We start from the raw sequence: 20,290 nt of genomic DNA, 5'->3' as shown, positions 1-20,290 counted from the left end.
GGGCTCGGCCGACCACGGGCTCGGCTGGCTACCGGCCCCGGTTGCTACCGGCGAGTAGCACCATAGCAACCCGCTCGGTTCGACAAGCCGAACATATGTAAACCCTACGTGTCCAAAGTGAGTTGACGTGACGGGGGCCCCGAAAAGGTCCCGCAGGCAGGCGAAAGCCCGGACACTCGGGCGTCACCGGTGTCCGGGCCGTGGCAGCGGGCTCGATTCAGCCGTCGCTCAGTCGCTTGCGCAGCAGCGTCTTTCCCAGCTCGGCGCCCTTGCGGCTGTCGGCCTGGGCCTTGCGGAACAGGTCGGCCACCTCGGTGTCCTTCCCGCGCTCCGCGTCCTCGATGTAGGTCTCCAGCCGCAGCGCGTTGCTCAGACACGCCTCCACGTACCAGATCAGGTTGTAGTCCTTGTCCTGCGTGCCGGTGACGCCACCGGCCTCGGTGCCGCTCGTCATGCGGGGCTCCTCCCAGCGCTCTCGTTCCTGACCCGCCCCGAGTACCCGCCGTCCGGCCCGGCACACGACGCCGGGGCCGCCGATCCCGCACCGGCGCCGACGCCCGCGAACACGTCCGGTTCACGCCAACTCGGCGCAGCCGTAAGGCAATTCAGACAGTCGGCTCAGAAGCGAACAGAGCCCCTTCACTTTCGAAGCGAAGTATCCGTCGACCGTGCGAGATCGATCGATGACGGTGTGTACTGTGCTCCGAGCGGCTCGCCCGACGGCCCTCGGAGCCGGCCCTGCCCGACTGCCCCGAACCGACCTCTGGAAACCGACTCGATGATCGAACTACCGGACCTGGCCACCGGCGGTCTCGCCGTCGGCATGGTGTCCGCACTCGCCTTGGGCGGCGGGCTGCTGCGCGCGCAGCGACAACTGGCGCGCCGGCGTGCCGAGATCGCCTTGCTGCGCCGGCAACTCAAGGACGTGGTCGCGGCGTTCACGGCGGAGACGGAGCATCTGGCCACCCAGCGGGTCCCGGCCGCCGCCCAGCAGCTCGCCCATCCCCATGTCCCGGTGCCGGGCCCCCTGCATCCCCAGACCGCCGCGTCACCGCTCGGCCCGGCCCTTGAGCACGTGCTGACCGGGCTGCGCACCGAGCTGGCCAACCAGCGCACGCGGATCGACGCGGCGGCACAGGCCGGCATGCGCGGCGCGACACGCGAGATCCAGGCGGCCCTGTACCGGCTCCAGGACGCGCTGCGCGGGCTGCAACAGAAGTACGACGACCCCGAGTTGACGCAGACCCTGTTCGAGCTGGATCACGAGAACGAGCAGTCGCTGCGGCGGGCGCAGGTCGCCGCCGTGGTCTGCGGAGCCTGGGTCGGACTCGCCCGCGAGGAGTCGCACCTGGTGGACGCGGTGACCGGCGGTCAGGCCCGGCTCGCGGGCTACCACCGGGTCCGGATCCACAACCACCTCGACGCCGGCACCGGGCTCGTGTCCCACGCCGTGGAGCCGGTCGCGATCATCGTCGCGGAGCTCCTGGACAACGCCCTGCGGCACTCCGCGCCGGACACCGACGTCGTCGTCAACCTCGAGCACGTCCACCACGGCGTCTGCGTCACGGTCGACGACGCCGGCCTGGGCATGACCCAGGACGAACGCGCCCGCGCGCAGTGGCTGGTGGCGGGTTCCGAGCCGATCCTCCTGACCGAGCTCGGCGATCCGCCCCGCATGGGCCTCGCCGCGATCGGGCAGCTGACCAGGCAGTTCGACCTCGGCGTCGATCTGTCCTCGCCCTCGCCGTACGGCGGGGTGCGGGCCGTACTGCGGGTCGACAGCCACCTGCTCAGCCGTATCGACCCCGAGGAACGCCCGCCGGCGGCCAGCGCTCCGCGCTCCACACGTCCGGCTTTCCGGGAACCTGAGGCGGGCGAGTCCAGGGGCGGCGACCCCGACGAAACCCAGGTCGGCGCGTCCGGTGAATCAAAGGCCGGCTCGTCCGGCACCTCCCACGGCTACGGGAACGACCCCGACGACGACACCTCCCGCGCCCCGTCCCGGCATCACGCGACACAGGACACCGGCGGCCTGCCGCAGCGCAGACGCCGCACCCGGATGACCGCGCCGTCCGGCGACACCCCGGCGCCGCGACCGGCGCCCCGCCGCCCGGAGCGGGCCGCGGCGGCACTGGGCGCGCTGCAGGCCGGCACCGAGGCCGCCCGGTCGAAGGCGGGCGAGCCGGCGGGCGACGACGACGCCACCGCCGTACCGGAACCGACGCGGCAGCGAGCCGAGGCGACCGCCTCCACGACGGATCGGACGGACCACGACTCCGACAACCAGCATGACCACGACCACGACCACGAAGGGGGAACGGGCCGATGACCAGCCGCGATGCGGGGGACACCGCATGGGTGCTCGATCCGATCGTGCAGGTGCCGCATGTGGTGGCCGCCGTACTGCTGACGCGGGACGGGCTGGTGACCGGGTACACGGACGCGCTCGACCAGGCCTCGGCGGAGCGGGTGGCGGCGATCACCAGCACCGTTCAGGGCGCGTGCCGGACGGCGGCGGCCGCTTTCGCCGACCGGGACGGGGCCGAGGTCCGGCAGGTCGTCATCGAGTCGGACGACGGGTACGTGCTGATCGTGCCGACGGACCACGGCACCTGTGTGGCCGCCTACGGGGACGCGGAAGTGCGCCTGGACCTGCTCGCGCACCGGGTGCACTCGCAGGTGGCGCGGCTGGGTGAGAAGGCGATGGCCGCCGCGCCCCGAGGTGCCGACGGCGGCGCGTCGGCATGACCGGGCGCCGTGCCGGCCGCCCTCTGGTTCCCGCGTATCTGTCGACCGGCGGGGTGGCCCGGCCCAGCCGGCCCCAGCTGGAGCGGCTGTCGGTGCTCACGAGGACCGGCACGCCCGCGCCCGCCGGTCTGCCCGCCGCCCAACTCGCCCTGCTGGACGCCCTGGACGGCGGCTCCCTGACGGTCGTGGAGGCCGCGGCGCTGCTGCGGCTGCCGGTGTCCGCCGTGCGCGTCCTGGCGGGTGAGCTCATCGACCGGGACCTGGCGTCGGCCCGCCCGCCGATCCCGCCCGCCGAACGCTTCGCCCCCGACCTGCTGGAGAGAGTCGCCGATGGCCTTCGCGCCCTCAAGCACACCTGACGCTCCCCCGGGCCCGCCCGGGGACGTCGTCCGCCTGCCCGACACCGCCCGTGACCTGGTCAAGATCCTGGTCGCCGGCCCGTTCGGCGTGGGCAAGACGACCCTGATCGGTTCCGTCTCCGAGATCCGCCCGCTGCACACCGAGGAGCCGATCAGCGAGGCGTCCGCGCCGCTGGACGATCTGGCCGGGGTGCGGGACAAGGCGACGACGACCGTCGCGGTCGACTTCGGCCGGATCAGCCTGCCCGGCGGGGTGGTGCTGTACCTGTTCGGCACACCGGGCCAGGAGCGGTTCCGGGCACTGTGGGACGACATCGCGTACGGCGCGCTGGGGGCGCTGGTCCTGGTCGACAGCCGTCGGCTAGACGCGTCGTTCGACGTGCTCGGGCTGGTCGAGGAGTCGGGGCTGCCGTACGCCGTCGCTCTCAACGCCTTTCCGGACGCGCCCCGGCATCACACCGCCGAACAGCTGCGCGCCGCCCTGGATCTGGAGGCGGGCACGCCGATGGTGACCTGTGACGCGCGGGACGCCGACTCGTCCGTCGACGCGCTGCTCGCGCTGGTCCAGCACCTGATCGACCGTCACGCTCCGGAGGACCGGTGACCACGCACTCCCCCGACCGGCAGACCTTCACCCGCTCGGCCCCCGTGCGGCTGTGGGAGGACGGCTTCGCCCTGGATCCGTACCGTTACTACGACGCCCTGCGCGCCCAGGGCCCGGTCGGCTGGGCCGAGTTGGCGCCGGGTGTGCCCGCGTACGTGGTCACGGACCGGCGGGCGGCGCTGGATCTGCTGCACGACACGGAGACGTTCTCGCACGACCCGCGCCCGTGGGAGGCCACGGTCGCCGACGACTCGCCGGTGCTGGGCATGATGCGCTGGCGGCCCAACACGCTGTTCGCCGACGGCTCGGCCCATGTCCGGTACCGGACGACGCTGATCGACACCTTCGACCGGATCGAGCCGCACGACCTGCGGGCCCGGGTGCACCGGGCGGTGCGGGTGCTGGTGGGCCGGTTCGGGCCGAAGGGCGAGGCGGATCTGGTGGCCGACTTCGCCCGGCCGCTGATGGCGCTGGTGTTCAACAGCCTCTTCGGGCTGCCCGACAGCCAGAGCGACCGGCTCGACGCGGCGCTGGGCAAGATGATGGAGGGCGGCGCCGATGCGGCCGAGGGCGAGGCGGAGTTCGGCGGTTACGTGCTGGAGCTGATCGCGGCGAAGACGGAGCGGCGGGGCGACGACCTGCCGAGCCGGCTGCTGGACCACCCCGCCGGACTGACCCCGGAGGAGGTCACCTGGCAGGTGTTCCTCACCCTGGGCGCCGGTCACGAGCCGACGGCGAACCTGGTGTCCAACGCGCTGTCCCGCATCCTCGGCGACCCGCGCTACTACTCCACCCTCACCAGCGGGGCGCGTCCCGTGACGGACGCGGTGGTGGAGGTGCTGCGCCACGAGACACCGCTGGCCAACTACGGCATCCACTACGCGCGCGGCCCGGTGTCCTTCCACGGCTCCTGGCTCCGGGCGGCGGTACCGGTGGTCGTCTCCTACGGGGCGCTGGCCCACTTCGCCGAGCGGGAGAACACCGGCGCAAGCCACCCCCGGGACGCCTCGCACCTGTCGTGGTCGGCGGGCCCGCACGCCTGTCCGGTCCGGCAGCACACGCTGCTCATCACCACCGAGGCGATCGAACGGCTCACGCAGTGGCTCCCCGACCTGGAGCCGGTGCTGCCCCGGTCGCGCCTGACCTGGCGGCCCGGGCCGTTCCACCGTTCGCTGACCTCCCTGCCCGTCCGGTTCAGCCCCCGCTCCCCCGACCAGCCAGGAGTTCCCTCGTGACCGTGTCCGACCGTATCGACCGCGTCGCCATCGACCCGTTCGGCGCCGACATCCCCGCCGAGAGCGCCCGGCTGCGTGCCCTCGGCCCGATCGTGCCGGTGGACCTGCCCGGCGGCATCCCCGCGTGGGCGCCCACCGGCTACGACACGCTGAAGGACCTCATCCTCGACCCCAGGGTCAGCAAGGATCCGCGCCAGCACTGGCGGTTGTGGCCCGAGATCCCCGAACACCCCTCCTGGGGCTGGATCCTGGGCTGGGTCGGGGTGGTCAACATGCTGTCCACCTACGGCGCCGACCACGCGCGGCTGCGCAAGCTGGTCGCGCCGAGCTTCACCCAGCGGCGTACGGAGAAGATGCGGCCGCGTGTGGAGGCGATCACCGCGGAACTGCTCGACGACCTCGACAAGGGCGATGCCGAGGTGGACCTGAAGGCCGGGCTCGCCCATCCCCTGCCGATGCGGATGATCTGCGAACTGTTCGGTGTGCCCGAGGAGTTGCGGCAGGCGACCGGGGTCCTGATCGCGGCGATCATGGACACCTCCGACCCGAGCCCGGAGCACGCCGCGTTCGTGCAGGAGCAGATCGGCACGGTACTGCCCGCGCTGATCGCGTACCGCAGCGAGCACCCCGGGGACGATCTGACGACCGAGCTGATCCGGGTCCGCGACGAGGACGGCGACCGGCTCAGCGACGAGGAGCTGCTGTACACCCTGCTGCTGGTGATCGGCGCCGGGTTCGAGACGACGGTCAACCTCATCGGCAACGCGGTCGTCGCCCTGCTCACCCACCCCGAGCAGCTGGCGGCCGTGCGGTCCGGCCGGATCGGCTGGGACGCGGTGATCGACGAGACGCTGCGCGTCCACCCGTCGATCGCGACGCTGCCGCTGCGGTTCGCCGTCAGCGACATCGAGGTCGGGGGCGTGACCGTCGCGGCCGGCGACGCCATCATCACGACGTACGCCGCCGCGGGGGTGGATCCCGCGCACTACGGCCCGGACGCGGAGGCCTTCGACGCGACCCGCGGCGCCGACGACCATCTGGCCTTCGGGATCGGGGTGCACCGGTGCATCGGCGCGCCGCTGGCCCGGGTCGAGGCCCTGACGGCGCTGCCCGCGCTGTTCGACCGCTTCCCCGGCCTGGAGCTGGCGGTCGAGGAGGGTGAGCTGCGTCAGGTGCCGTCGTTCATCGCGTTCGGCTGGCAGGAGATCCCGGTGCGGCTGCGGGTGTGAACCGCCCCCGGCCGGGCAGACGAGCGACGCGGGGACGCGACCGGTCCCCCGTTCCGGTCGTGTCCCCGCGGAGAGTCGAACTTACGTCTGCGACGGAGGCCTTGGGTATCGCGTCGATGCCCACTGCGCCGCCGTCGGGACTCACCCGTGCACAAGTGAGTCCGGAAGGCCCGATTTCGTACCGTGCAGGGCGTGCTGATCAAGGTCGCCCAGCGCGAGATGGGCCAGGACGACCTCGTACAGGTCGGTGCCGCCGGCCAGCAACTGGCGTTCGAGGACGGGTTCCGCGCTGCGGACGTGCTCGCGGACGGTCTGGGCGTGCACGCCGAGGGTCTGTGCCGTCCGCTCGGCGTTGCCGCCCGCGGTGATCCAGGTCCGCAGGGTGCGACGCAGGTCCCGGTTGTCCTGGTCAAGGCGGGCGAGGAGGTCCTGCGCCCAGGTGCGCATGGCGGGCCCGGCCAGCAGGTCGCACAGTGAGGCGGGGGCGGCGTCCGGTGGGGCGGTGCCGGCCGGTGTGTCGGTGAGGTGGACCTGGATGTTGAGCGCGAGGTGGACCACGGCACGGACCGTCAGATCGGTGAAGTCCGCGTGCAGCAGGGACTCCACGCGTTCCATGCGGGCGCGCACGGTGTTGCGGCTGACGCCGAGGACCTTGGCCGTGTTGACTGCCGTGAACTCCAGGCCCAGCCGGGTGGTGGCGAGCAGTTCGGCCCGGGTGTGGTGGGGCAGGGTGTCGAGCGGGCGCAGCACGCGGTCGGTCCAGTCGCGCAGGGCGAGCGGGTCGATGAGGCGCTCGGGGTGGGTGCGTTCGGCGTACACCGCGGCCTTGTCCGGGCGGAAGTGCGCGACGGCGAGGGCGCTCACGGCCTGCCCGTACGCGGTGGCGGTGCGGGCCAGGCTGTGCCGGGCGCTGCCGCCGAGGAAGGTGCGCGGGCGCGGACCTATCAGCCGGCGCAGTTCCCGGGCCTCGGCCTCGCCGGGCGTCACGACGATCACGTGCTCGTCGACCGCCGGGCAGAGCACGACCAGCGCCCGCTCTTCGGTCACGTCGATGCAGTCCTGGGCGAGCCGGTCGCGCCCCTCGGCGGTGCCCTCGACGACGTGGACGCTGGCGGTGTCCGTGTCCAGCAGGCCGGGCCACAGGCCGGCGGCGACCCGGCGCGCGGAGACGGTGTCCTCGACCATCAGCAACTGCAGGATGGCCAGCCGGAGATCGGACGTGGCCCGTTCGAGCCGGAGTGCGGCGGTGGTCGTCTCCTCGGCCTTGAGCAGGAGTTCGACGACCTGGACGGTGTGGGTGAGGATGTCGGCTGCCCGGCGGTCAAAGGGGGTCGCGCGCGACACGGCGAGGACGCCGGCCGTCGCGGGGTTCGGGCACACCACCCTGACCAGCCGCAGGTGGCGGCCCTGGCCCTCCCAGGCGGCCGACGCGATACGGCCGGCGGTCACCGCCTCGACGAGGTGCTCGTCGAGTGACTGCGGGGTGCCGGCGAGAAGTGTGCCGGTGCCGTCCTGCAGCGAGGCGACGCCCTCGACGGCGTCGGCGAGCCAGGCGACGACCTGGCGGACGTCCCGCCCGTTCGGACGCAGGTGCTCCAGGAGCTGCTGAGCCCATGCCGGGCCGTCGGTGCCCCTCGTCCCCGCCTGCCGGCTCCCGTCCTCTCCGCCAGCCATGTCGGCCTTCACCTCGTCCTGCGCTTGCCATGACATACCGGTCGGGACGTTACCTCACGTGTGAGCGACCGCGGGTTGGCCGAATACCGGCTCGTACCTCTTCGTGACCTCCCTGCCCCACCCGTCCTGCCCCGGCCTGCGTGGCCATCGGGCGTGCAGGGCATAGGCTCGTGCAATGGCGAAGTACTTCGACGTGCACCCCGACAATCCCCAGCCGCGCACCATCGCTCAGGTCGCGGACAGCGTCCGCTCCGGTGCGCTCATCGCGTACCCGACGGACTCCTGCTATGCCCTGGGCTGCCGGCTGGGCAGCCGTGACGGCATCGACCGGATCCGGAGCATTCGCCGTCTGGACGACCGGCACCATTTCACCCTCGTCTGCCAGGACTTCGCGCAGCTCGGCCAGTTCGTGCGCATCGACAACGACGTGTTCCGCGCGATCAAGGCGTCGACGCCCGGCAGTTACACGTTCATCCTGCCCGCGACGAGGGAGGTGCCGCGCATGCTCCAGCATCCGAAGAAGAAGACGGTGGGGGTGCGCATCCCCGACCACGTCGTCACCCAGGCGCTGCTCGCCGAGCTCGGGGAGCCGCTGCTGTCCAGCACGCTGCTGCTGCCCGACGAGGACGAGCCGATGACCCAGGGCTGGGAGATCAAGGACCGGCTGGACCATGTGCTGGACGCGGTGGTCGACTCCGGGGACTGCGGCACCGAGCCGACGACGGTGATCGACTTCTCCGGCGGCGAGGCCGAGATCGTACGGAAGGGAGCGGGCGACACGTCCCGGTTCGAGTAAAGCCGCGCCCAAGCGGGCGGGGGTGCCTCGGCCCATCCGGATGGTGCTTGCAACTATGCGTGCGGCCCGATTCCGCCGGGTCGGCGACCCTTTCGCCGTGGACTGCGCAGAGAGGCACCCCCATGACCTCCGTACTGGCAACAGACCTGGACATCCCCACCGAGGACGGCGTAGCGGACGCCTATCTGGCCCATCCGGCTGACGGGCCCCGGCCGGGCGTCCTGCTCTACCAGGACGCCTTCGGGCTGCGTCCGCACCTGCGGTCGATGGCCGACCGGCTCGCCGCCGCCGGTTACGCGGTCGTCGTGCCGAACGTCTTCTACCGGCACGGTCGCAGCCCGGTCTTCGAACTGCCCGACTTCATCGACCCGGCGGCACGGCCCGAACTGTGGGAGAAGATCGTCCCGGTCATGCAGTCCCTGACCCCCGAGCTCGCGATGCGGGACGCCGGCGCCTATCTGCGCTGGATGGCCGAGCGGCCCGAGATCGCCGACGGCCCCGTCGCCCTGACCGGTTACTGCATGGGCGCCCGGCTCGCGCTGCGCACCGCCGGCGCCTATCCGGAGCGGGTGGCCGCGGCGGCCGGATTCCACGGCGGCCAGCTGGCGACGGACGCCCCGGACAGCCCGCACCTGGCCGCCGAACACATCACCGCGGAGCTGTACTTCGGTCACGCCGACGCCGACCAGTCGATGCCGCCCGAACAGATGGAACGCCTTGCCACCGCGCTGACCGCGGCCGGGGTCCGCCACCAGTACGAGGTGTACGAGGGCGCGCACCACGGTTACACCCAGGCCGACACCGCCGCGTACGACCATGCCGGCGACGAGCGGCACTGGGAGGCACTGCTCGATCTGCTGAAGCGGGCCTTCTGAGGCACCCGGTTCAGCGAGGCGGCTCGCGCACCATGAAGACGTCCACCGGGTCCTCGGCCTGGACCCGGAACCCGTGCCGCTCGTACAGGCGCCGGGCCGGGCTGCCCCGCAGGACGTTCAGCCGGACGGGGACGGCGTGGCGATCGCAGCGCCCGAGCAGCTCGCGCAGCACGCCCGAGCCGATGCCGCTGCCCTGGAGCCGGGGAGCGAGGTAGAAGTGCTCCAGCCAGTGGCAGTCCTCGGCCGGGCGCAGCGCGACACAGCCGGCGAACGCGCCGTCCACCTCGATCACCCAGGTGTGGTCCGGGTCGAATCCGTCCCGCAGCCGCTGCCGTACCCGCCGCGCGTCGTACCGCCCGAGCCGTTCCAGGTCCGAACGCAGTACGACGGCACGCAGTTCGGCCACCGCCTCCACGTCCGTCGCCGACGCCGGCCGCAGCTCCCAGGACTCCATGATCGTCACGCTACCTGGCGGGGCGAAGGCACTCGCCAGGTGATCCGAGGCAGCGGACCCGTCCGGCCGGCGATGTGCGGCATCCATCGCGCTGGCGCAAGCTGGAGGCGTGCCCGCTCTGCCCGTCGCGCGAACCCATGGGGAGGATCCGGATGACCTCGATGGCGAACCTGCCGGACGTGGTGTCACGTGAGGAGTGGACGGCCGCCCGCAAGGAGCTGCTGGCCAGGGAGAAGGAGCTCACCCGGGTTCGGGACCTGGTCAATGCGGAGCGGCGGCGGCTGCCGATGGTCCGGGTCGACAAGCCGTACCGATTCGAGGGGCCGAACGGACGGGCCGGTCTGCTGGACCTCTTCGAAGGGCGGCAACAACTGGTCGTGCACCACTTCATGTGGACGTACGACATCGACGACGACGGCACCGAGCACCCTCGTGACACGGGCTGCACGAGCTGCTCCTCGGCGGCCGACCAGATCCCGGCCCGACTGCGCCAACTGCACGCCCGCAACACGGCCCTGGTCGCGGTGACCCGGGCGCCGTACGCGAAGCTCGCCGCCTACGGGCAGCGGATGGGGTGGACGTTCCCCTGGTACTCCTCGGCCGGCAGCGACTTCAACTACGACTTCCACGCCACCGTCGACGAGCGCGTCGCCCCGGTGCAGGTCGCCCTGCGCGACGAGGCCGAACTCGCCGACGTGGGACAGCCGTGGGAGGAGTGGATGCGCGGCGACTATCCGGGGATCAGCGCGTTCCTGCGGGTGGGGGACGCGGTGTTCCACACGTACTCCACGTTCGGCCGGGGCATCGAGGAGTTCCACAACGGCTATCCGTGGCTCGACCTCACCGCGCTCGGCCGCCAGGAGGAGTGGGAGGAGCCGAAGGGCCGCGCGGATCCGCTGGGCCTGCAGGTCGGCGGGCCCGGGCTGCGGTTCCCCGACGAGTACGACGTCTGAAGATGGCGCGCAGCGACACCGCCCGGGGCACGGACGTCGAGGTGCGCCGGGGGTGGCGTGCGTGTCTGCTCGGCGGGGCGGTGTTCGCGGTCGGCATGGCCGGCACCACGCTGCCGACGCCTCTGTACGGCCACTACCAGGACAAGTTCGGGTTCTCCGAGCTGACGGTCACCGTCGTGTACGCCGTGTACGCCTTCGCGGTCATCGGTGTGCTGCTGCTCGCGGGGAACGCCTCGGACACGGTGGGCAGACGCCCGGTGATCCTGGCGGCCCTGGGGTTCGCGGCCGCCAGTGCCGTCTGTTTCCTGCTGGCCACCGCGCTGGGCTGGCTGTACGTGGGGCGGTTGCTGTCGGGGCTGTCGGCGGGTCTGCTCACCGGGGCCGCGACGGCCCATGTGATGGAGCTGGCACCTCGTGACGGTGCCGCGCGGGCCACGTTCGTCGCGACCGCCGCCAACATGGGCGGCCTGGGCTGCGGTCCGCTGCTCGCCGGGTTGCTGGCGCAGTACGCTCCCTGGCCGCTGTACCTGCCGTTCGCCGTGCATCTCGCGCTGGTGGCCTGCTCGGCCGCCGTGGTGCTGCGGCTGCCGGAGACCGTGGCGCGGCGGCGGCCGCTGAGGACGGTACGGCCGCAGGGGGTGAGTTTGCCCGCGCAGGTGCGGTCGGTGTTCGGGCCGGCGGCGACCGCCGCGTTCGTGGGTTTCGCCCTGCTCGGCGTGTTCACGTCCGTCAGCCCGGCGTTCCTCGCGGAGTCCTTGCACGAACGCAACCACGCCGTGAGCGGGCTGATCGTGGCCCTCGCCTTCTTCGCCTCGACCGCCGGTCAACTGGTCGTCGGCCGGGTCGGGGTGACCCGGTCGCTGCCGCTGGGCTGCGCCGCGCTGCTGGCCGGACTGGTGCTGCTCGCGGGGGCGCTGTACTGGGATCTGCTGCCCCTGGTGGTGGCGAGCGCGCTCGTCGGCGGGGCCGGTCAGGGGCTCTCCTTCCGCGCGGCGCTGTCGGCGGTGGCCGGGGCGTCTCCGGCGGACGGGCGGGCGGCGGTCATCTCGACGCTGTTCGTGGTCGCGTACGCCGGCATCTCTCTCCCGGTCATCGGTGTGGGGGTGCTGACGGACCCGCTCGGCCTGGAAGGCGCCGGGCTGGTGTTCATCGCCTGCATGGCGGTCCTCGTCTCGACGGCGGCCGCGTATCTGCTGCGACGCCCGGTGCCGTCGGCCGGCCGGTCCGCCTAGGCGAACGGGTCCCCCTGGGAACTGCGGTGGATGGCTGTGCGCCCCGCTGAGGTTCGGTCAGCGGGCAGGCCGGTCGCGGGTCAGCATGATCGCGGGTATCGCGGCGAGGACGAAGAGCACTCCCGCCATCGCGACGTAGAGGTGTACGCCGGTCGCCGTGCTGACCGGCGCGCCGTCGGCCAAGAGCCCGGGCACGAGGGTCGCCTTGAGCACCTCTCCCCCCGCGAAGTTGAACACGACCGAGCCGAGAGCGAGTACGACCGACACCAGCCCCGCGATGGTGCCCTGCCGTTCGGGCGCTTCGATGCTCGTCGCCAGGTTGTAGCCGGAGGCGCCGATCGCGCCCGCGGCCATGCCGACCATGGCACCGCAGGCGATCGCCAGCGGGAGCACGGACACGCCCGCCAGCATCGCGAAAGTCGCCGCCGCTCCGACGGTGATGCCGCCGAGGAGGGGTAGTGCGGGACCGTACCGCCCCGCGATCCACCCGGCGCAGGTGCCGCCGATCACGATGCCCAGATTGGGCGCGGCGAGCAGCACCGCGACCGCCTCGCCGTCGCCCAGCCCGTAACCGAGCCCCAGGTCGGGCGGCACTTGGGCGACGATGCTCGTCAGTTGCAGCATGCTCCGGAAGGAGCCTGCCGCCAGCACCAGGGCCAGCAGCGTCAGCAGGATCGGGCGGCTGAGGGCCCGGATGTCGATGATGGGTTCGTCCACCCGCAGCGCGAGGTACGCCCAGCAGGCCAGCGCGGCGGCACCGGCGGCCAGGAGTGCGACCATGCCCCCGGACAGCCACCCGACGCTGCGCCCGAGGCTGACGTAGGCGAGCACCGCACCGAGGCCGCCGCCGAGCAGGAGCGCCCCGCGCAGGTCGATCCGACCGGGGCCGCGGATCGGCGACTCCGGGATGAAGGAACGCACGCAGAGCGCGGCGGCCGCGGCGAGCAGCGCCGCCACCACGAACACACTCCGGTAGCCGAACACATCGATGACCGGCTGCATCAGGAAGGGCTCGACGATGCCGACGACCGACGAGCCGGAGGTCACGAGCCCGACCAGGGCCATCGCCACCCGAGGGGTGCAGATCTGGCGTGCGAGGGCAACCGTGATGAAGACCGCGGCGAAGGCCGCGCCCTGGAGGAAACGCCCCACCAGGAACACCCAGACGTTAGGGGCGACGAGGCAGACCAGCGCTCCCGTGCAGGCGAGGGCCAGCGTGCCGATGAGTATCCGGCGCTTGCCCAAGATGTCGGCGCTCTTCGCGAGCAGGGGCGACCAGATGGCTCCGGCCAGCATCGCGCTCGCGTTGAGCCACGCGGCCTGGTCGGTGTCGAAACGGTCCAGCAACTGGGGCAGGACCATCATGGGCGAGCCGATGGCGACGTCGGCCAGGACGTTGGCGAGGGTGAGTACGGCCGCCCAGATGACGAGCCGCTTGCTCCAGCGGTGCTCCTGGGCGCCGGGGGCGGGCTTTTCCAGCGTGTCCTTCACGGTGCGTTCTCTCCAGCGCGTCGGGGGTGGGGGCCCGGTAATGCCCGCAGCGCCTCGTTGCGCGCGGCGATGGCGGCCCAGGTGGTGGGCAGCATGCGGTCGCGACCGCTGTGGACCCGGTCCTGGGCGAAGGTGACGTAGGGGCGCTGCCGGGCCTCGTACCGTGCGAACGCGGCGGTGTGGTCGGGGCCGGACCGCTGCAGTTCCTCGGCGAGAAAGCGGGCGCCGGTGAGCGCGAGTGAGGTGCCCCGGCCGGACAGGAAGGCCGGGCTGTACCCGGCGTCGCCGACGAGGACGACCCGGCCGCGGTGCCAGCGGGGCAGGTGGATCTGGCTCGCGGACGTGAGGAAGAAACCGGGATCGACGCGGGCCGCCTCCAGCAACTCGGGGATCCGCCACGACCGGTGGCCCTCGAAGGCGTCGAAGAGGATCTTCTTCTGGGCGTCCAGGTCGTGGTGGTCGTAGTCGATCGGTTCCGAGCGGAACTGGAAGACGGCGACCGCCTTGCCGCTGTACCGGAAGATGCCCGCCATCCGGCTGGGGACGTTGTAGATCGAGTTGGCGCCCTCGGCCTGCGCCTCGGCGGGGTGGTCGGCGAGGGCGAGGTAGACACCGAGGTGCCGGAGGTGGTCCTCCTCGGGCCCGAACACCAGCCTGCGCACGGCGGAGTGCTGGCCGTCGGCACCGACCACCAGGTCGTACCGCCCGGTTCGGCCCGATGCGAAGCGCACGTCGACGCCGCCCTCGGCGCCGCCGTCGGTCAGTGCCTCGATCGAGTCGCCGAAGCGGATCGCCACGGTGGGCGGGAGCGCGTCGGCGAGGATGCGCAGGAGGTCCTCGCGCAGGAGCTCGATGTCGTCGTCGGAGTCGCTGATCTCCGCGAGGGGGAAGCGGGCCACCGGTTCGCCGTCGCTGTCCACGAACTGGGTGAGCTCGGACATCCGGACTCGTCGTTTCTGGATCGCCGCGAGCAGTCCCATCCTGTCCGCGGTCTCGATCGCGTCGCCGCGGATGTCTATGGGGGTGCCGGTGAGCCGCAGTTGGCGGGCGTACTCGACGACCGTGACGTCGTTGCCTCTGGTCCCGAGCTCGAGTGCGCAGGCGAGCCCTGCGACACCGGCTCCGGAAACAAGGATGTTCACGTGTGCGCTCCTGGTTTCGCTGAGGTGGGCGTCCCTCGTTAAAGAAACAGTCTGTCGCTTTTAGCGAGCCTACTGAACCATCGGCTTGCACCGCAACGCCGCACCTGGCGAGAATCGGGATCCGAGCAGAGAACAGGAGATGAGCGCGGCGATGGCCAACGGGACCGCTGACCGGCCGCCCGCACGGCGCCCCGGGGGCCGCAACGCGCGGGTGAGGGCGCAGATCCTCGCCGCGACCGTCGAACTCGTGGCGCGCGACGGCATCGCGGGCTTCCGCTACGAGGAGGTCGCCGAGACCGCCGGCGTCCACAAGACCAGCGTCTACCGCAACTGGCCCGACCGGGAGGAGCTGGTGGTCGAAGCCCTGCTGCGCTACGCCGAGGACCTCGCCTCCGTCGCCGACACCGGCGACATCGACCGGGACCTGGCGGACTTCCTGCTGGCGCTCGCCGGTGCCCTGGAAACGCCGTTCGGCCGGACGCTCGAACAGGCCATCCAGCCCGCCCGTCAGGCCTCCACCGTCCAGGCGCTGACGAGGATCCTCGACCAGCGCGTGGCCGCCATGCGGCGGCGGGTGGACACCGCTGTGGAGCGAGGCGAACTCCCCCCGGTCGACAGCGCCTTCCTCGGCGAGATGATCTCCGGCCCGGTGCACCTCATCGTCAACCGCGGCATGCGCACGTTCACCCGCGCGGACGCGGAGCGCATCGTCGGCGTGGTACTCGCCGGCATCCGGGCCACGGCACCGCGCGACTGAGCGAGCGCCCCGGCCCGGCTGGTCCGGCAGTGAGCCGGTCCGGCTCAACCGCCCCTTGGAGCCGCCTCGTCAGGGGAGTTCAGCGAGGCGGGAGCCTGCCGACGGCAGGGAATCGAGCCAGTCGACGAGCAGCCGGTTGGTCTCCCACGGCCGTTCCTGCTGGATCCAGTGACCGCAGCCGTCGAGGACGTGCGAGGACAGCAGGCCGGGCAGGGTCGTGGGGAAAGCGGCGATCGCCTCGGTGAGCCAGGTGGTCGACGCGTCCAGCGCGCCCCCGAGGAACAGTGCGGGCTGGGTGATGGGGGCGCCGCCGCGGTCGGCCAGGTCGGCCCAGTCGCGGTCCATATTGCGGTAGCGGTTGAGCGCTCCGGTCATGCCGGTGCGCTCGAACTCCCCGGCGTAAAGGTCCAGGTCCGTCTCGTCGAGCCATGCGGGCAGGCGGCCGGCGGGGAATCGGTCGCGCAGGGTGCCACCCGGGGTGACGAAGTGCGGGTCCGGGGCGCCGGGGGCGGGCATGGTGGCGGCGGACAGGGCGGCGTAGAAGCCCGCGAGCCAGCCGCGGACGTCGGGCTCGATCTCGGCCTCGGCCCGCCCCGGCTCCTGGAAGTACGAGACGTAGAACTCCTCCGGGCCGCCCATACTCGCGAACACCTCGCTCGGCTTCGGGCCGCCGGGCGGGGTGTACGGCACGCTGAGCAGCCCGACCGCCCGGAACACGTCGGGACGCAGCAGCGCGGAGGTCGCGGCGATGGTCGCGCCCCAGTCGTGCCCCACGATCACCGCGGGCCGCTCACCGAGGGCCTCCACCACGGCGACGTTGTCCTCCACCAGGTCCAGCATCCGGTAGGCGGCCACCGACTCGGGTTTGGAGGACCGGCCGTAGCCCCGGACGTCCAGGGCGACCGCTCGGTATCCGGCCGCCGCCAGCGCCGGCAGTTGGTGGCGCCACGAGTACCAGCACTCCGGGAAGCCGTGGACGAGGAGCACGAGCGGTCCCGTCCCCTGCTCCGCGAGGTGGAGCCGGCCGGCGGGGGCGGGGACCATGCGGTGGGTGACGTCCGAGCCGTGGGCGGGGTGCGGCATGTTTCCTCCTGAGCTGCGCGGGGCTGCCGCCATCGTGCGCCGGACCGGAGCGGCGTCGCGACGCGTGTTGCCGGTTCGGCAAAGTCGCGGTCGTGTTCGGCGCCGTCACACCGACAGCGCCCGTCGCAGGCACTCCGCCAAGCGGTAGGCGATGCTTCCGTCCGGATCGAGGCGGGGGTTGAAGATCGTGACGTCGAGGCCGACGGCCGCTGGGTCGCCGAGTGCCGTGCTCAGTACGGTCTCCAACTCCTCCCAGGTCAGCCCGTCCGGCTGCCGGTAGTCGACGGCGGGCATGACCGCGTCGTCCAGGACGTCGACGTCGAGGTGAATCCAGAACCCGGTGCCCGGGCGGGCGGTGAGCCGCTCGACGGCCCGGCGCGCGGCCGTGGCCGCACCCGAGGCGCGCACCCCGGCGAGGTCGATCGCGTGGAGGCCGGCCGGCAGCGGCTGCATCCCGGCCTCGGCGGACTCGTCGGCGTCACGGAAGCCGAGGGCCACTACGTCCTCGTCCCGCAGCAGGGGGCCGCGGCCCTCCAGGTCGGTGAGCAGCCGAGGGCCGCGCCCGGTGGCCAGGGCCAGTTCCATCGAGGCCGCTTCGCCGTTCGGCTCCGCCGAGGGCTGGTAGAAGTCGGTGTGCCCGTCGAGGAACAGCAGTCCGGGCCGGCCCCGGCGGCGCAGGGCCACGAGGTTGCCGAGCAGCACGGTGCAGTCACCGCCGAGGACGACCGGGAACCGGCCGACGTCGAGGACGGGGCCGACGGCATCGGCCAGTCGGACGGAGTACTCCGCGATGCCGTGGGGGTTGAGCACCCCGGTCTCGGCGTCCCGCGTCGGGTCGTAGGCAGGCGGCTCGACCACGGCGAACCGTACCGGGTCGAGATCGGCGAGCGGTCCGGCCGCCAGCAGGGCCGCCGGCAGCTCCTGGACCCCGGACGGGCGCAGGCCGAGCACGGACGGTGCCTCGATGATCGCGAGTTGCCGCATGCCGGGCCCTTCCGCCGACGTCCGCCGCCCTCGCCCTCACTCCATCACCTACCGCCCCCGGCCGCCATCTGGCCGAATCTCATCCATCCGTGACTGGAGTTGACTCACGGTAATACAGAGTTAAACGGCTACCGGCGGTAAAGGCTTGCTTCCAGGCCCGTTGCCCCGTACACATTTGCTTCACAACTGGCCATGACTCTGGGGGGAGTTGGCTATGCAAGGCACGATCGACGGGTTCCGCTACGGTGCGGTGACCCCGGTGGCGGCCTATCTGATGGCCTGCCTGGGAGGGGCGCTGGGGCTGCGGTGCATCGTGCGGTCCCTGCTCGACGGACAGGGGTGGAAGCCGGGCTGGCTGGCGCTGGGCGCCGCCTCGATCGGCTGCGGCATCTGGACGATGCACTTCATCGCCATGCTCGGCTTCCAGGTCGAGGAGGCCCGGATCGGCTACGACGTGGGACTCACCGTGCTGAGCCTGGCCGTGGCGATCGTCGTCGTCGGCATCGGCGTGTTCATCGTCGGCTATCTCGGCGCCGGCAAGGGCGCGCTGACCGGCGCCGGTGTGATCACCGGGCTCGGTGTGGCGGCCATGCACTACTTGGGGATGGCGGCGCTGCACGTCGACGGAGACATCCGGTACGACGCGCTCACCGTCGGGCTCTCCGTCCTGATCGCGATCGTCGCCGCGACCACCGCGCTGTGGGCGGCCGTCACCATCCGCGGTTTCCTGACCAGCCTGGGCGCGAGCCTGGTCATGGGTGTGGCCGTCTCCGGCATGCACTACACGGGCATGGCGGCCGTCAGCGTGCACCTGCACGGCACGACCGGCGGGTCCTGGGCCGGCGACTCGGCCGGCTCGCTGCTGCTCCCGATGCTCCTGGGGCCGGTCGTCTTCCTCGTCCTGGCCGGAGTGGTCGTGATGTTCGACCCGCTGCTGGTCCTCGGCGACGGCGGGCGCGGCCGCTCCGACGCGCGGGCCGGAAGGGTCGCCCAACAGCCGCGGCGCGGCCCGGAGTTCAGGACCGTCACCGACGGGCGGAAGTCCCGCTGGGAGTCGTACGCCCGCAAGGGGTGACGCGGGGGGGCGGGTTCCGGGCGACGCGCCACGACCGGAACCCCCACTCCGCGTTCTCTAGATCATTGTTACGGTGCACCGGTGTCTGACTCCTCACGCGATACCGCCGAAGGCGCCGGCTGGGGCGCCGCCGAACTCGGCACGTACAAGCGGCTGATGCCGCACCGGGTAGAGAAGATCTCCTGGCTCAACCCGAAGATGCTGTGGGCGGCCCGCAACGGTGTGCTGGCGTCCTGGTTCGGTGACCCCACGGGAGGCATCCGCAGCCGCTGGGCGGCACAGCGGACGGCGGCCGGCGCACCGGCCGACAAGGTGATCCGGCGGGACGACCCCGACCGGTTCTCCTTCCTCGTCATCGGGGACACCGGCGAGGGCGACGACCCTCAATACGCGGTGGTGCCCGGGCTCTTGAAGGTGGGTCAGGACACGAGCTTCGCGGTCCTCGCGAGTGACGTGATCTATCCGGTCGGCAGCGCCGACGACTACGACGCCAAGTTCTTCCGCCCCTACCAGGACTATCGGGCGCCCATCTACGCGATACCGGGGAACCACGACTGGTACGAGGACCTCGGCGCGTTCATGCGCGTCTTCTGCGACGACGCCCCTCCCCTCGCGCCCGAGCCCGCCCCGCGCCCGCTCGGCCGGGCCTGGCTGCGGCAGTTGCTGTGGCACCGGCCGCGCAAGGGCGACGGCGAGCGGCTGGACGAGGCACGGCGGTTGCGGGCGGACGCCGCACAGCGGGCCGTCCAGCCCGGGCCGTACTGGGCGATCGACGCCGGACCGGTGCGGATCGTCGGCATCGACACCGGGCTGCTCGGCACGATCGACGCCGAGCAGGGCGCATGGCTGCGCGAGGTGTCCAAGGACCCCCGCCCGAAGATCCTCATCACGGGCTCACCCCTGTACGTGGACGGCGAGCACCACCCCTGCGCGATCGAGGGCGGCGGCACGGTCGACGAGATCGTCCGGGACCCGGCCCACCGCTATGTCGCGGCGATCGGCGGCGACATCCACAACTACCAGCGCTACCCGGTACCGGTGGACGGCCGCACGATCCAGTACGTCGTCTCGGGCGGCGGCGGTGCGTTCATGCACGCCACCCACACCATCCCCCGGGTCGACATCGCGAACGTCACCGAGAAGGAGTTCCGCTGCTACCCGCTGCGCGGCGACTCCCTGGCCTTCTACAGCACGCTCTACGGCCGCCGGCTGGGCCTGCGCCGCTTCTTCACCCTCACCGAGGCGCAGGCCACGGCCGTCGTCGCCGAGCGGCTGGAGATCCAGCCGGGCCGCGCGGCGGCCCCCGACGCCGCCGTCACCCGGCGCACCCGCCTGGTCGCGGGCCTGCTGGGCACCGGGCGCCGGCCCGACCGGGCCAATCGGTTCCGCCTCCCGGTGCGGAAGATCTACACCCAGCTGTTCTCGCCGAGCTCGGCGACGTACAGCCCGCCGTTCTTCAAGCAGTTCCTCCGCCTGGACGTCACGCCGGAGACCGTACGCCTGCGCTGCTACGCCGCCACCGGGGCCCGCGCGCAGGAGATCGAACCGCCGGTCGAGGACGAGGTGACGATCCCCTTGCACTAGCCGCGGAAGTCGCCG

General features: G+C 72.3%; 20 protein-coding genes. 13 read left to right on the top strand and 7 right to left on the bottom strand.

Going from position 1 to position 20,290, the window contains the following annotated elements; all coding sequences use genetic code 11:
- Positions 1-217 precede the first annotated feature (217 nt).
- The gene (locus ACIRD7_RS16245) at positions 218-454 is read right to left on the bottom strand and encodes a hypothetical protein (RefSeq protein ID WP_403453478.1); all 237 of its coding nucleotides are present in this window, start codon (positions 452-454) and stop codon (positions 218-220) included.
- 324 nt (positions 455-778) lie between these two features.
- On the opposite strand from ACIRD7_RS16245, the gene ACIRD7_RS16240 reads away from it, so the two are divergent.
- The 6 genes from ACIRD7_RS16240 to ACIRD7_RS16215 are packed head-to-tail and all read left to right on the top strand — an operon-like array spanning position 779 to position 6,175.
- Positions 779-2,329, top strand: coding sequence for a sensor histidine kinase (locus ACIRD7_RS16240; RefSeq protein ID WP_403453477.1), 1,551 nt, complete (start codon positions 779-781; stop codon positions 2,327-2,329).
- A complete protein-coding gene (locus tag ACIRD7_RS16235) occupies positions 2,326-2,748 on the top strand; it encodes a roadblock/LC7 domain-containing protein (RefSeq protein ID WP_403453476.1) in 423 nt (140 codons plus the stop codon). Before ACIRD7_RS16240 ends, ACIRD7_RS16235 begins: the two co-directional genes overlap by 4 nt.
- Positions 2,745-3,107, top strand: coding sequence for a DUF742 domain-containing protein (locus ACIRD7_RS16230; RefSeq protein ID WP_403453475.1), 363 nt, complete (start codon positions 2,745-2,747; stop codon positions 3,105-3,107). The genes ACIRD7_RS16235 and ACIRD7_RS16230 overlap by 4 nt, the downstream gene beginning before the upstream one ends.
- The gene (locus ACIRD7_RS16225) at positions 3,079-3,711 is read left to right on the top strand and encodes a GTP-binding protein (RefSeq protein WP_403453474.1); all 633 of its coding nucleotides are present in this window, start codon (positions 3,079-3,081) and stop codon (positions 3,709-3,711) included. Before ACIRD7_RS16230 ends, ACIRD7_RS16225 begins: the two co-directional genes overlap by 29 nt.
- Positions 3,708-4,946 carry a cytochrome P450 gene (locus ACIRD7_RS16220; protein ID WP_403453473.1) on the top strand — a complete coding sequence of 413 codons (1,239 nt, stop codon included), beginning with the start codon at positions 3,708-3,710 and terminating at the stop codon, positions 4,944-4,946. Before ACIRD7_RS16225 ends, ACIRD7_RS16220 begins: the two co-directional genes overlap by 4 nt.
- Positions 4,943-6,175 carry a cytochrome P450 gene (locus tag ACIRD7_RS16215; RefSeq protein WP_403453472.1) on the top strand — a complete coding sequence of 411 codons (1,233 nt, stop codon included), beginning with the start codon at positions 4,943-4,945 and terminating at the stop codon, positions 6,173-6,175. Before ACIRD7_RS16220 ends, ACIRD7_RS16215 begins: the two co-directional genes overlap by 4 nt.
- A 141-nt stretch (positions 6,176-6,316) precedes the next feature.
- Here ACIRD7_RS16215 and ACIRD7_RS16210 read toward each other — a convergent pair whose 3' ends face one another.
- The gene (locus ACIRD7_RS16210) at positions 6,317-7,849 is read right to left on the bottom strand and encodes a helix-turn-helix domain-containing protein (protein ID WP_403453471.1); all 1,533 of its coding nucleotides are present in this window, start codon (positions 7,847-7,849) and stop codon (positions 6,317-6,319) included.
- A gap of 175 nt (positions 7,850-8,024) precedes the next feature.
- Between ACIRD7_RS16210 and ACIRD7_RS16205 the strand changes: the two genes are divergently transcribed.
- On the top strand, positions 8,025-8,645 hold the full coding sequence (locus ACIRD7_RS16205) for an L-threonylcarbamoyladenylate synthase (RefSeq protein WP_403453470.1): 621 nt from the start codon (positions 8,025-8,027) through the stop codon (positions 8,643-8,645).
- Positions 8,646-8,767: 122 nt separating this feature from the next.
- On the top strand, positions 8,768-9,520 hold the full coding sequence (locus ACIRD7_RS16200; RefSeq protein ID WP_403453469.1) for a dienelactone hydrolase family protein: 753 nt from the start codon (positions 8,768-8,770) through the stop codon (positions 9,518-9,520).
- 10 nt (positions 9,521-9,530) lie between these two features.
- Here ACIRD7_RS16200 and ACIRD7_RS16195 read toward each other — a convergent pair whose 3' ends face one another.
- Positions 9,531-9,974 (bottom strand): GNAT family N-acetyltransferase, encoded by a 444-nt coding sequence (locus tag ACIRD7_RS16195; protein ID WP_403453468.1) that lies wholly within the window; start codon positions 9,972-9,974, stop codon positions 9,531-9,533.
- 152 nt (positions 9,975-10,126) lie between these two features.
- Between ACIRD7_RS16195 and ACIRD7_RS16190 the strand changes: the two genes are divergently transcribed.
- Positions 10,127-10,927, top strand: a complete 801-nt coding sequence (locus tag ACIRD7_RS16190) for a DUF899 domain-containing protein (protein WP_403453467.1) — start codon at positions 10,127-10,129, stop codon at positions 10,925-10,927.
- A 2-nt stretch (positions 10,928-10,929) separates the two neighbouring features.
- On the top strand, positions 10,930-12,159 hold the full coding sequence (locus ACIRD7_RS16185) for an MFS transporter (protein ID WP_403453466.1): 1,230 nt from the start codon (positions 10,930-10,932) through the stop codon (positions 12,157-12,159).
- Positions 12,160-12,216: 57 nt separating this feature from the next.
- On the opposite strand, the gene ACIRD7_RS16180 is transcribed toward ACIRD7_RS16185, so the two are convergent.
- On the bottom strand, positions 12,217-13,650 hold the full coding sequence (locus tag ACIRD7_RS16180; protein ID WP_403453465.1) for an MFS transporter: 1,434 nt from the start codon (positions 13,648-13,650) through the stop codon (positions 12,217-12,219).
- The gene (locus tag ACIRD7_RS16175; protein WP_403453464.1) at positions 13,647-14,792 is read right to left on the bottom strand and encodes an FAD-dependent monooxygenase; all 1,146 of its coding nucleotides are present in this window, start codon (positions 14,790-14,792) and stop codon (positions 13,647-13,649) included. The genes ACIRD7_RS16180 and ACIRD7_RS16175 overlap by 4 nt, the downstream gene beginning before the upstream one ends.
- 151 nt (positions 14,793-14,943) lie before the next feature.
- Between ACIRD7_RS16175 and ACIRD7_RS16170 the strand changes: the two genes are divergently transcribed.
- Entirely contained in the window at positions 14,944-15,549 is a 606-nt protein-coding gene (locus ACIRD7_RS16170) for a TetR/AcrR family transcriptional regulator (RefSeq protein WP_403453463.1), read from the top strand.
- Between the two features lie 69 nt (positions 15,550-15,618).
- Here the strand turns inward: ACIRD7_RS16170 and ACIRD7_RS16165 are convergent, their stop codons facing one another.
- Entirely contained in the window at positions 15,619-16,632 is a 1,014-nt protein-coding gene (locus tag ACIRD7_RS16165; RefSeq protein ID WP_403453462.1) for an alpha/beta fold hydrolase, read from the bottom strand.
- A 105-nt stretch (positions 16,633-16,737) separates the two neighbouring features.
- The gene (locus tag ACIRD7_RS16160; protein ID WP_403453461.1) at positions 16,738-17,616 is read right to left on the bottom strand and encodes an arginase family protein; all 879 of its coding nucleotides are present in this window, start codon (positions 17,614-17,616) and stop codon (positions 16,738-16,740) included.
- A gap of 214 nt (positions 17,617-17,830) precedes the next feature.
- On the opposite strand from ACIRD7_RS16160, the gene ACIRD7_RS16155 reads away from it, so the two are divergent.
- Both ACIRD7_RS16155 and ACIRD7_RS16150 read left to right on the top strand, forming a co-directional pair.
- A complete protein-coding gene (locus ACIRD7_RS16155) occupies positions 17,831-18,691 on the top strand; it encodes an MHYT domain-containing protein (RefSeq protein ID WP_403453460.1) in 861 nt (286 codons plus the stop codon).
- Positions 18,692-18,772: 81 nt separating this feature from the next.
- Entirely contained in the window at positions 18,773-20,275 is a 1,503-nt protein-coding gene (locus ACIRD7_RS16150; protein WP_403453459.1) for a metallophosphoesterase family protein, read from the top strand.
- Positions 20,276-20,290 lie beyond the last annotated feature (15 nt).

Origin of the sequence: Streptomyces sp. NPDC093568 (genome assembly GCF_044764945.1) — a bacterium.
GTDB lineage: Bacteria > Actinomycetota > Actinomycetes > Streptomycetales > Streptomycetaceae > Streptomyces.
The sequence above is the reverse complement of the archived record's forward strand: the minus strand, read 5'-3'. Positions and strand labels throughout refer to the sequence as shown.

Excerpts from the sequence above, each read along its gene's own strand:
- ACIRD7_RS16245 (WP_403453478.1), bottom strand. The coding sequence starts at position 454 with ATGACGAGCGGCACCGAGGCCGGTGGCGTCACCGGCACGCAGGACAAG.
- ACIRD7_RS16240 (WP_403453477.1), top strand. The coding sequence starts at position 779 with ATGATCGAACTACCGGACCTGGCCACCGGCGGTCTCGCCGTCGGCATG.
- ACIRD7_RS16235 (WP_403453476.1), top strand. The coding sequence starts at position 2,326 with ATGACCAGCCGCGATGCGGGGGACACCGCATGGGTGCTCGATCCGATC.
- ACIRD7_RS16230 (WP_403453475.1), top strand. The coding sequence starts at position 2,745 with ATGACCGGGCGCCGTGCCGGCCGCCCTCTGGTTCCCGCGTATCTGTCG.
- ACIRD7_RS16225 (WP_403453474.1), top strand. The coding sequence starts at position 3,079 with ATGGCCTTCGCGCCCTCAAGCACACCTGACGCTCCCCCGGGCCCGCCC.
- ACIRD7_RS16210 (WP_403453471.1), bottom strand. The coding sequence starts at position 7,849 with ATGGCTGGCGGAGAGGACGGGAGCCGGCAGGCGGGGACGAGGGGCACC.
- ACIRD7_RS16205 (WP_403453470.1), top strand. The coding sequence starts at position 8,025 with ATGGCGAAGTACTTCGACGTGCACCCCGACAATCCCCAGCCGCGCACC.
- ACIRD7_RS16200 (WP_403453469.1), top strand. The coding sequence starts at position 8,768 with ATGACCTCCGTACTGGCAACAGACCTGGACATCCCCACCGAGGACGGC.
- ACIRD7_RS16195 (WP_403453468.1), bottom strand. The coding sequence starts at position 9,974 with ATGGAGTCCTGGGAGCTGCGGCCGGCGTCGGCGACGGACGTGGAGGCG.
- ACIRD7_RS16190 (WP_403453467.1), top strand. The coding sequence starts at position 10,127 with ATGACCTCGATGGCGAACCTGCCGGACGTGGTGTCACGTGAGGAGTGG.
- ACIRD7_RS16185 (WP_403453466.1), top strand. The coding sequence starts at position 10,930 with ATGGCGCGCAGCGACACCGCCCGGGGCACGGACGTCGAGGTGCGCCGG.
- ACIRD7_RS16170 (WP_403453463.1), top strand. The coding sequence starts at position 14,944 with ATGGCCAACGGGACCGCTGACCGGCCGCCCGCACGGCGCCCCGGGGGC.
- ACIRD7_RS16165 (WP_403453462.1), bottom strand. The coding sequence starts at position 16,632 with ATGCCGCACCCCGCCCACGGCTCGGACGTCACCCACCGCATGGTCCCC.
- ACIRD7_RS16160 (WP_403453461.1), bottom strand. The coding sequence starts at position 17,616 with ATGCGGCAACTCGCGATCATCGAGGCACCGTCCGTGCTCGGCCTGCGC.
- ACIRD7_RS16155 (WP_403453460.1), top strand. The coding sequence starts at position 17,831 with ATGCAAGGCACGATCGACGGGTTCCGCTACGGTGCGGTGACCCCGGTG.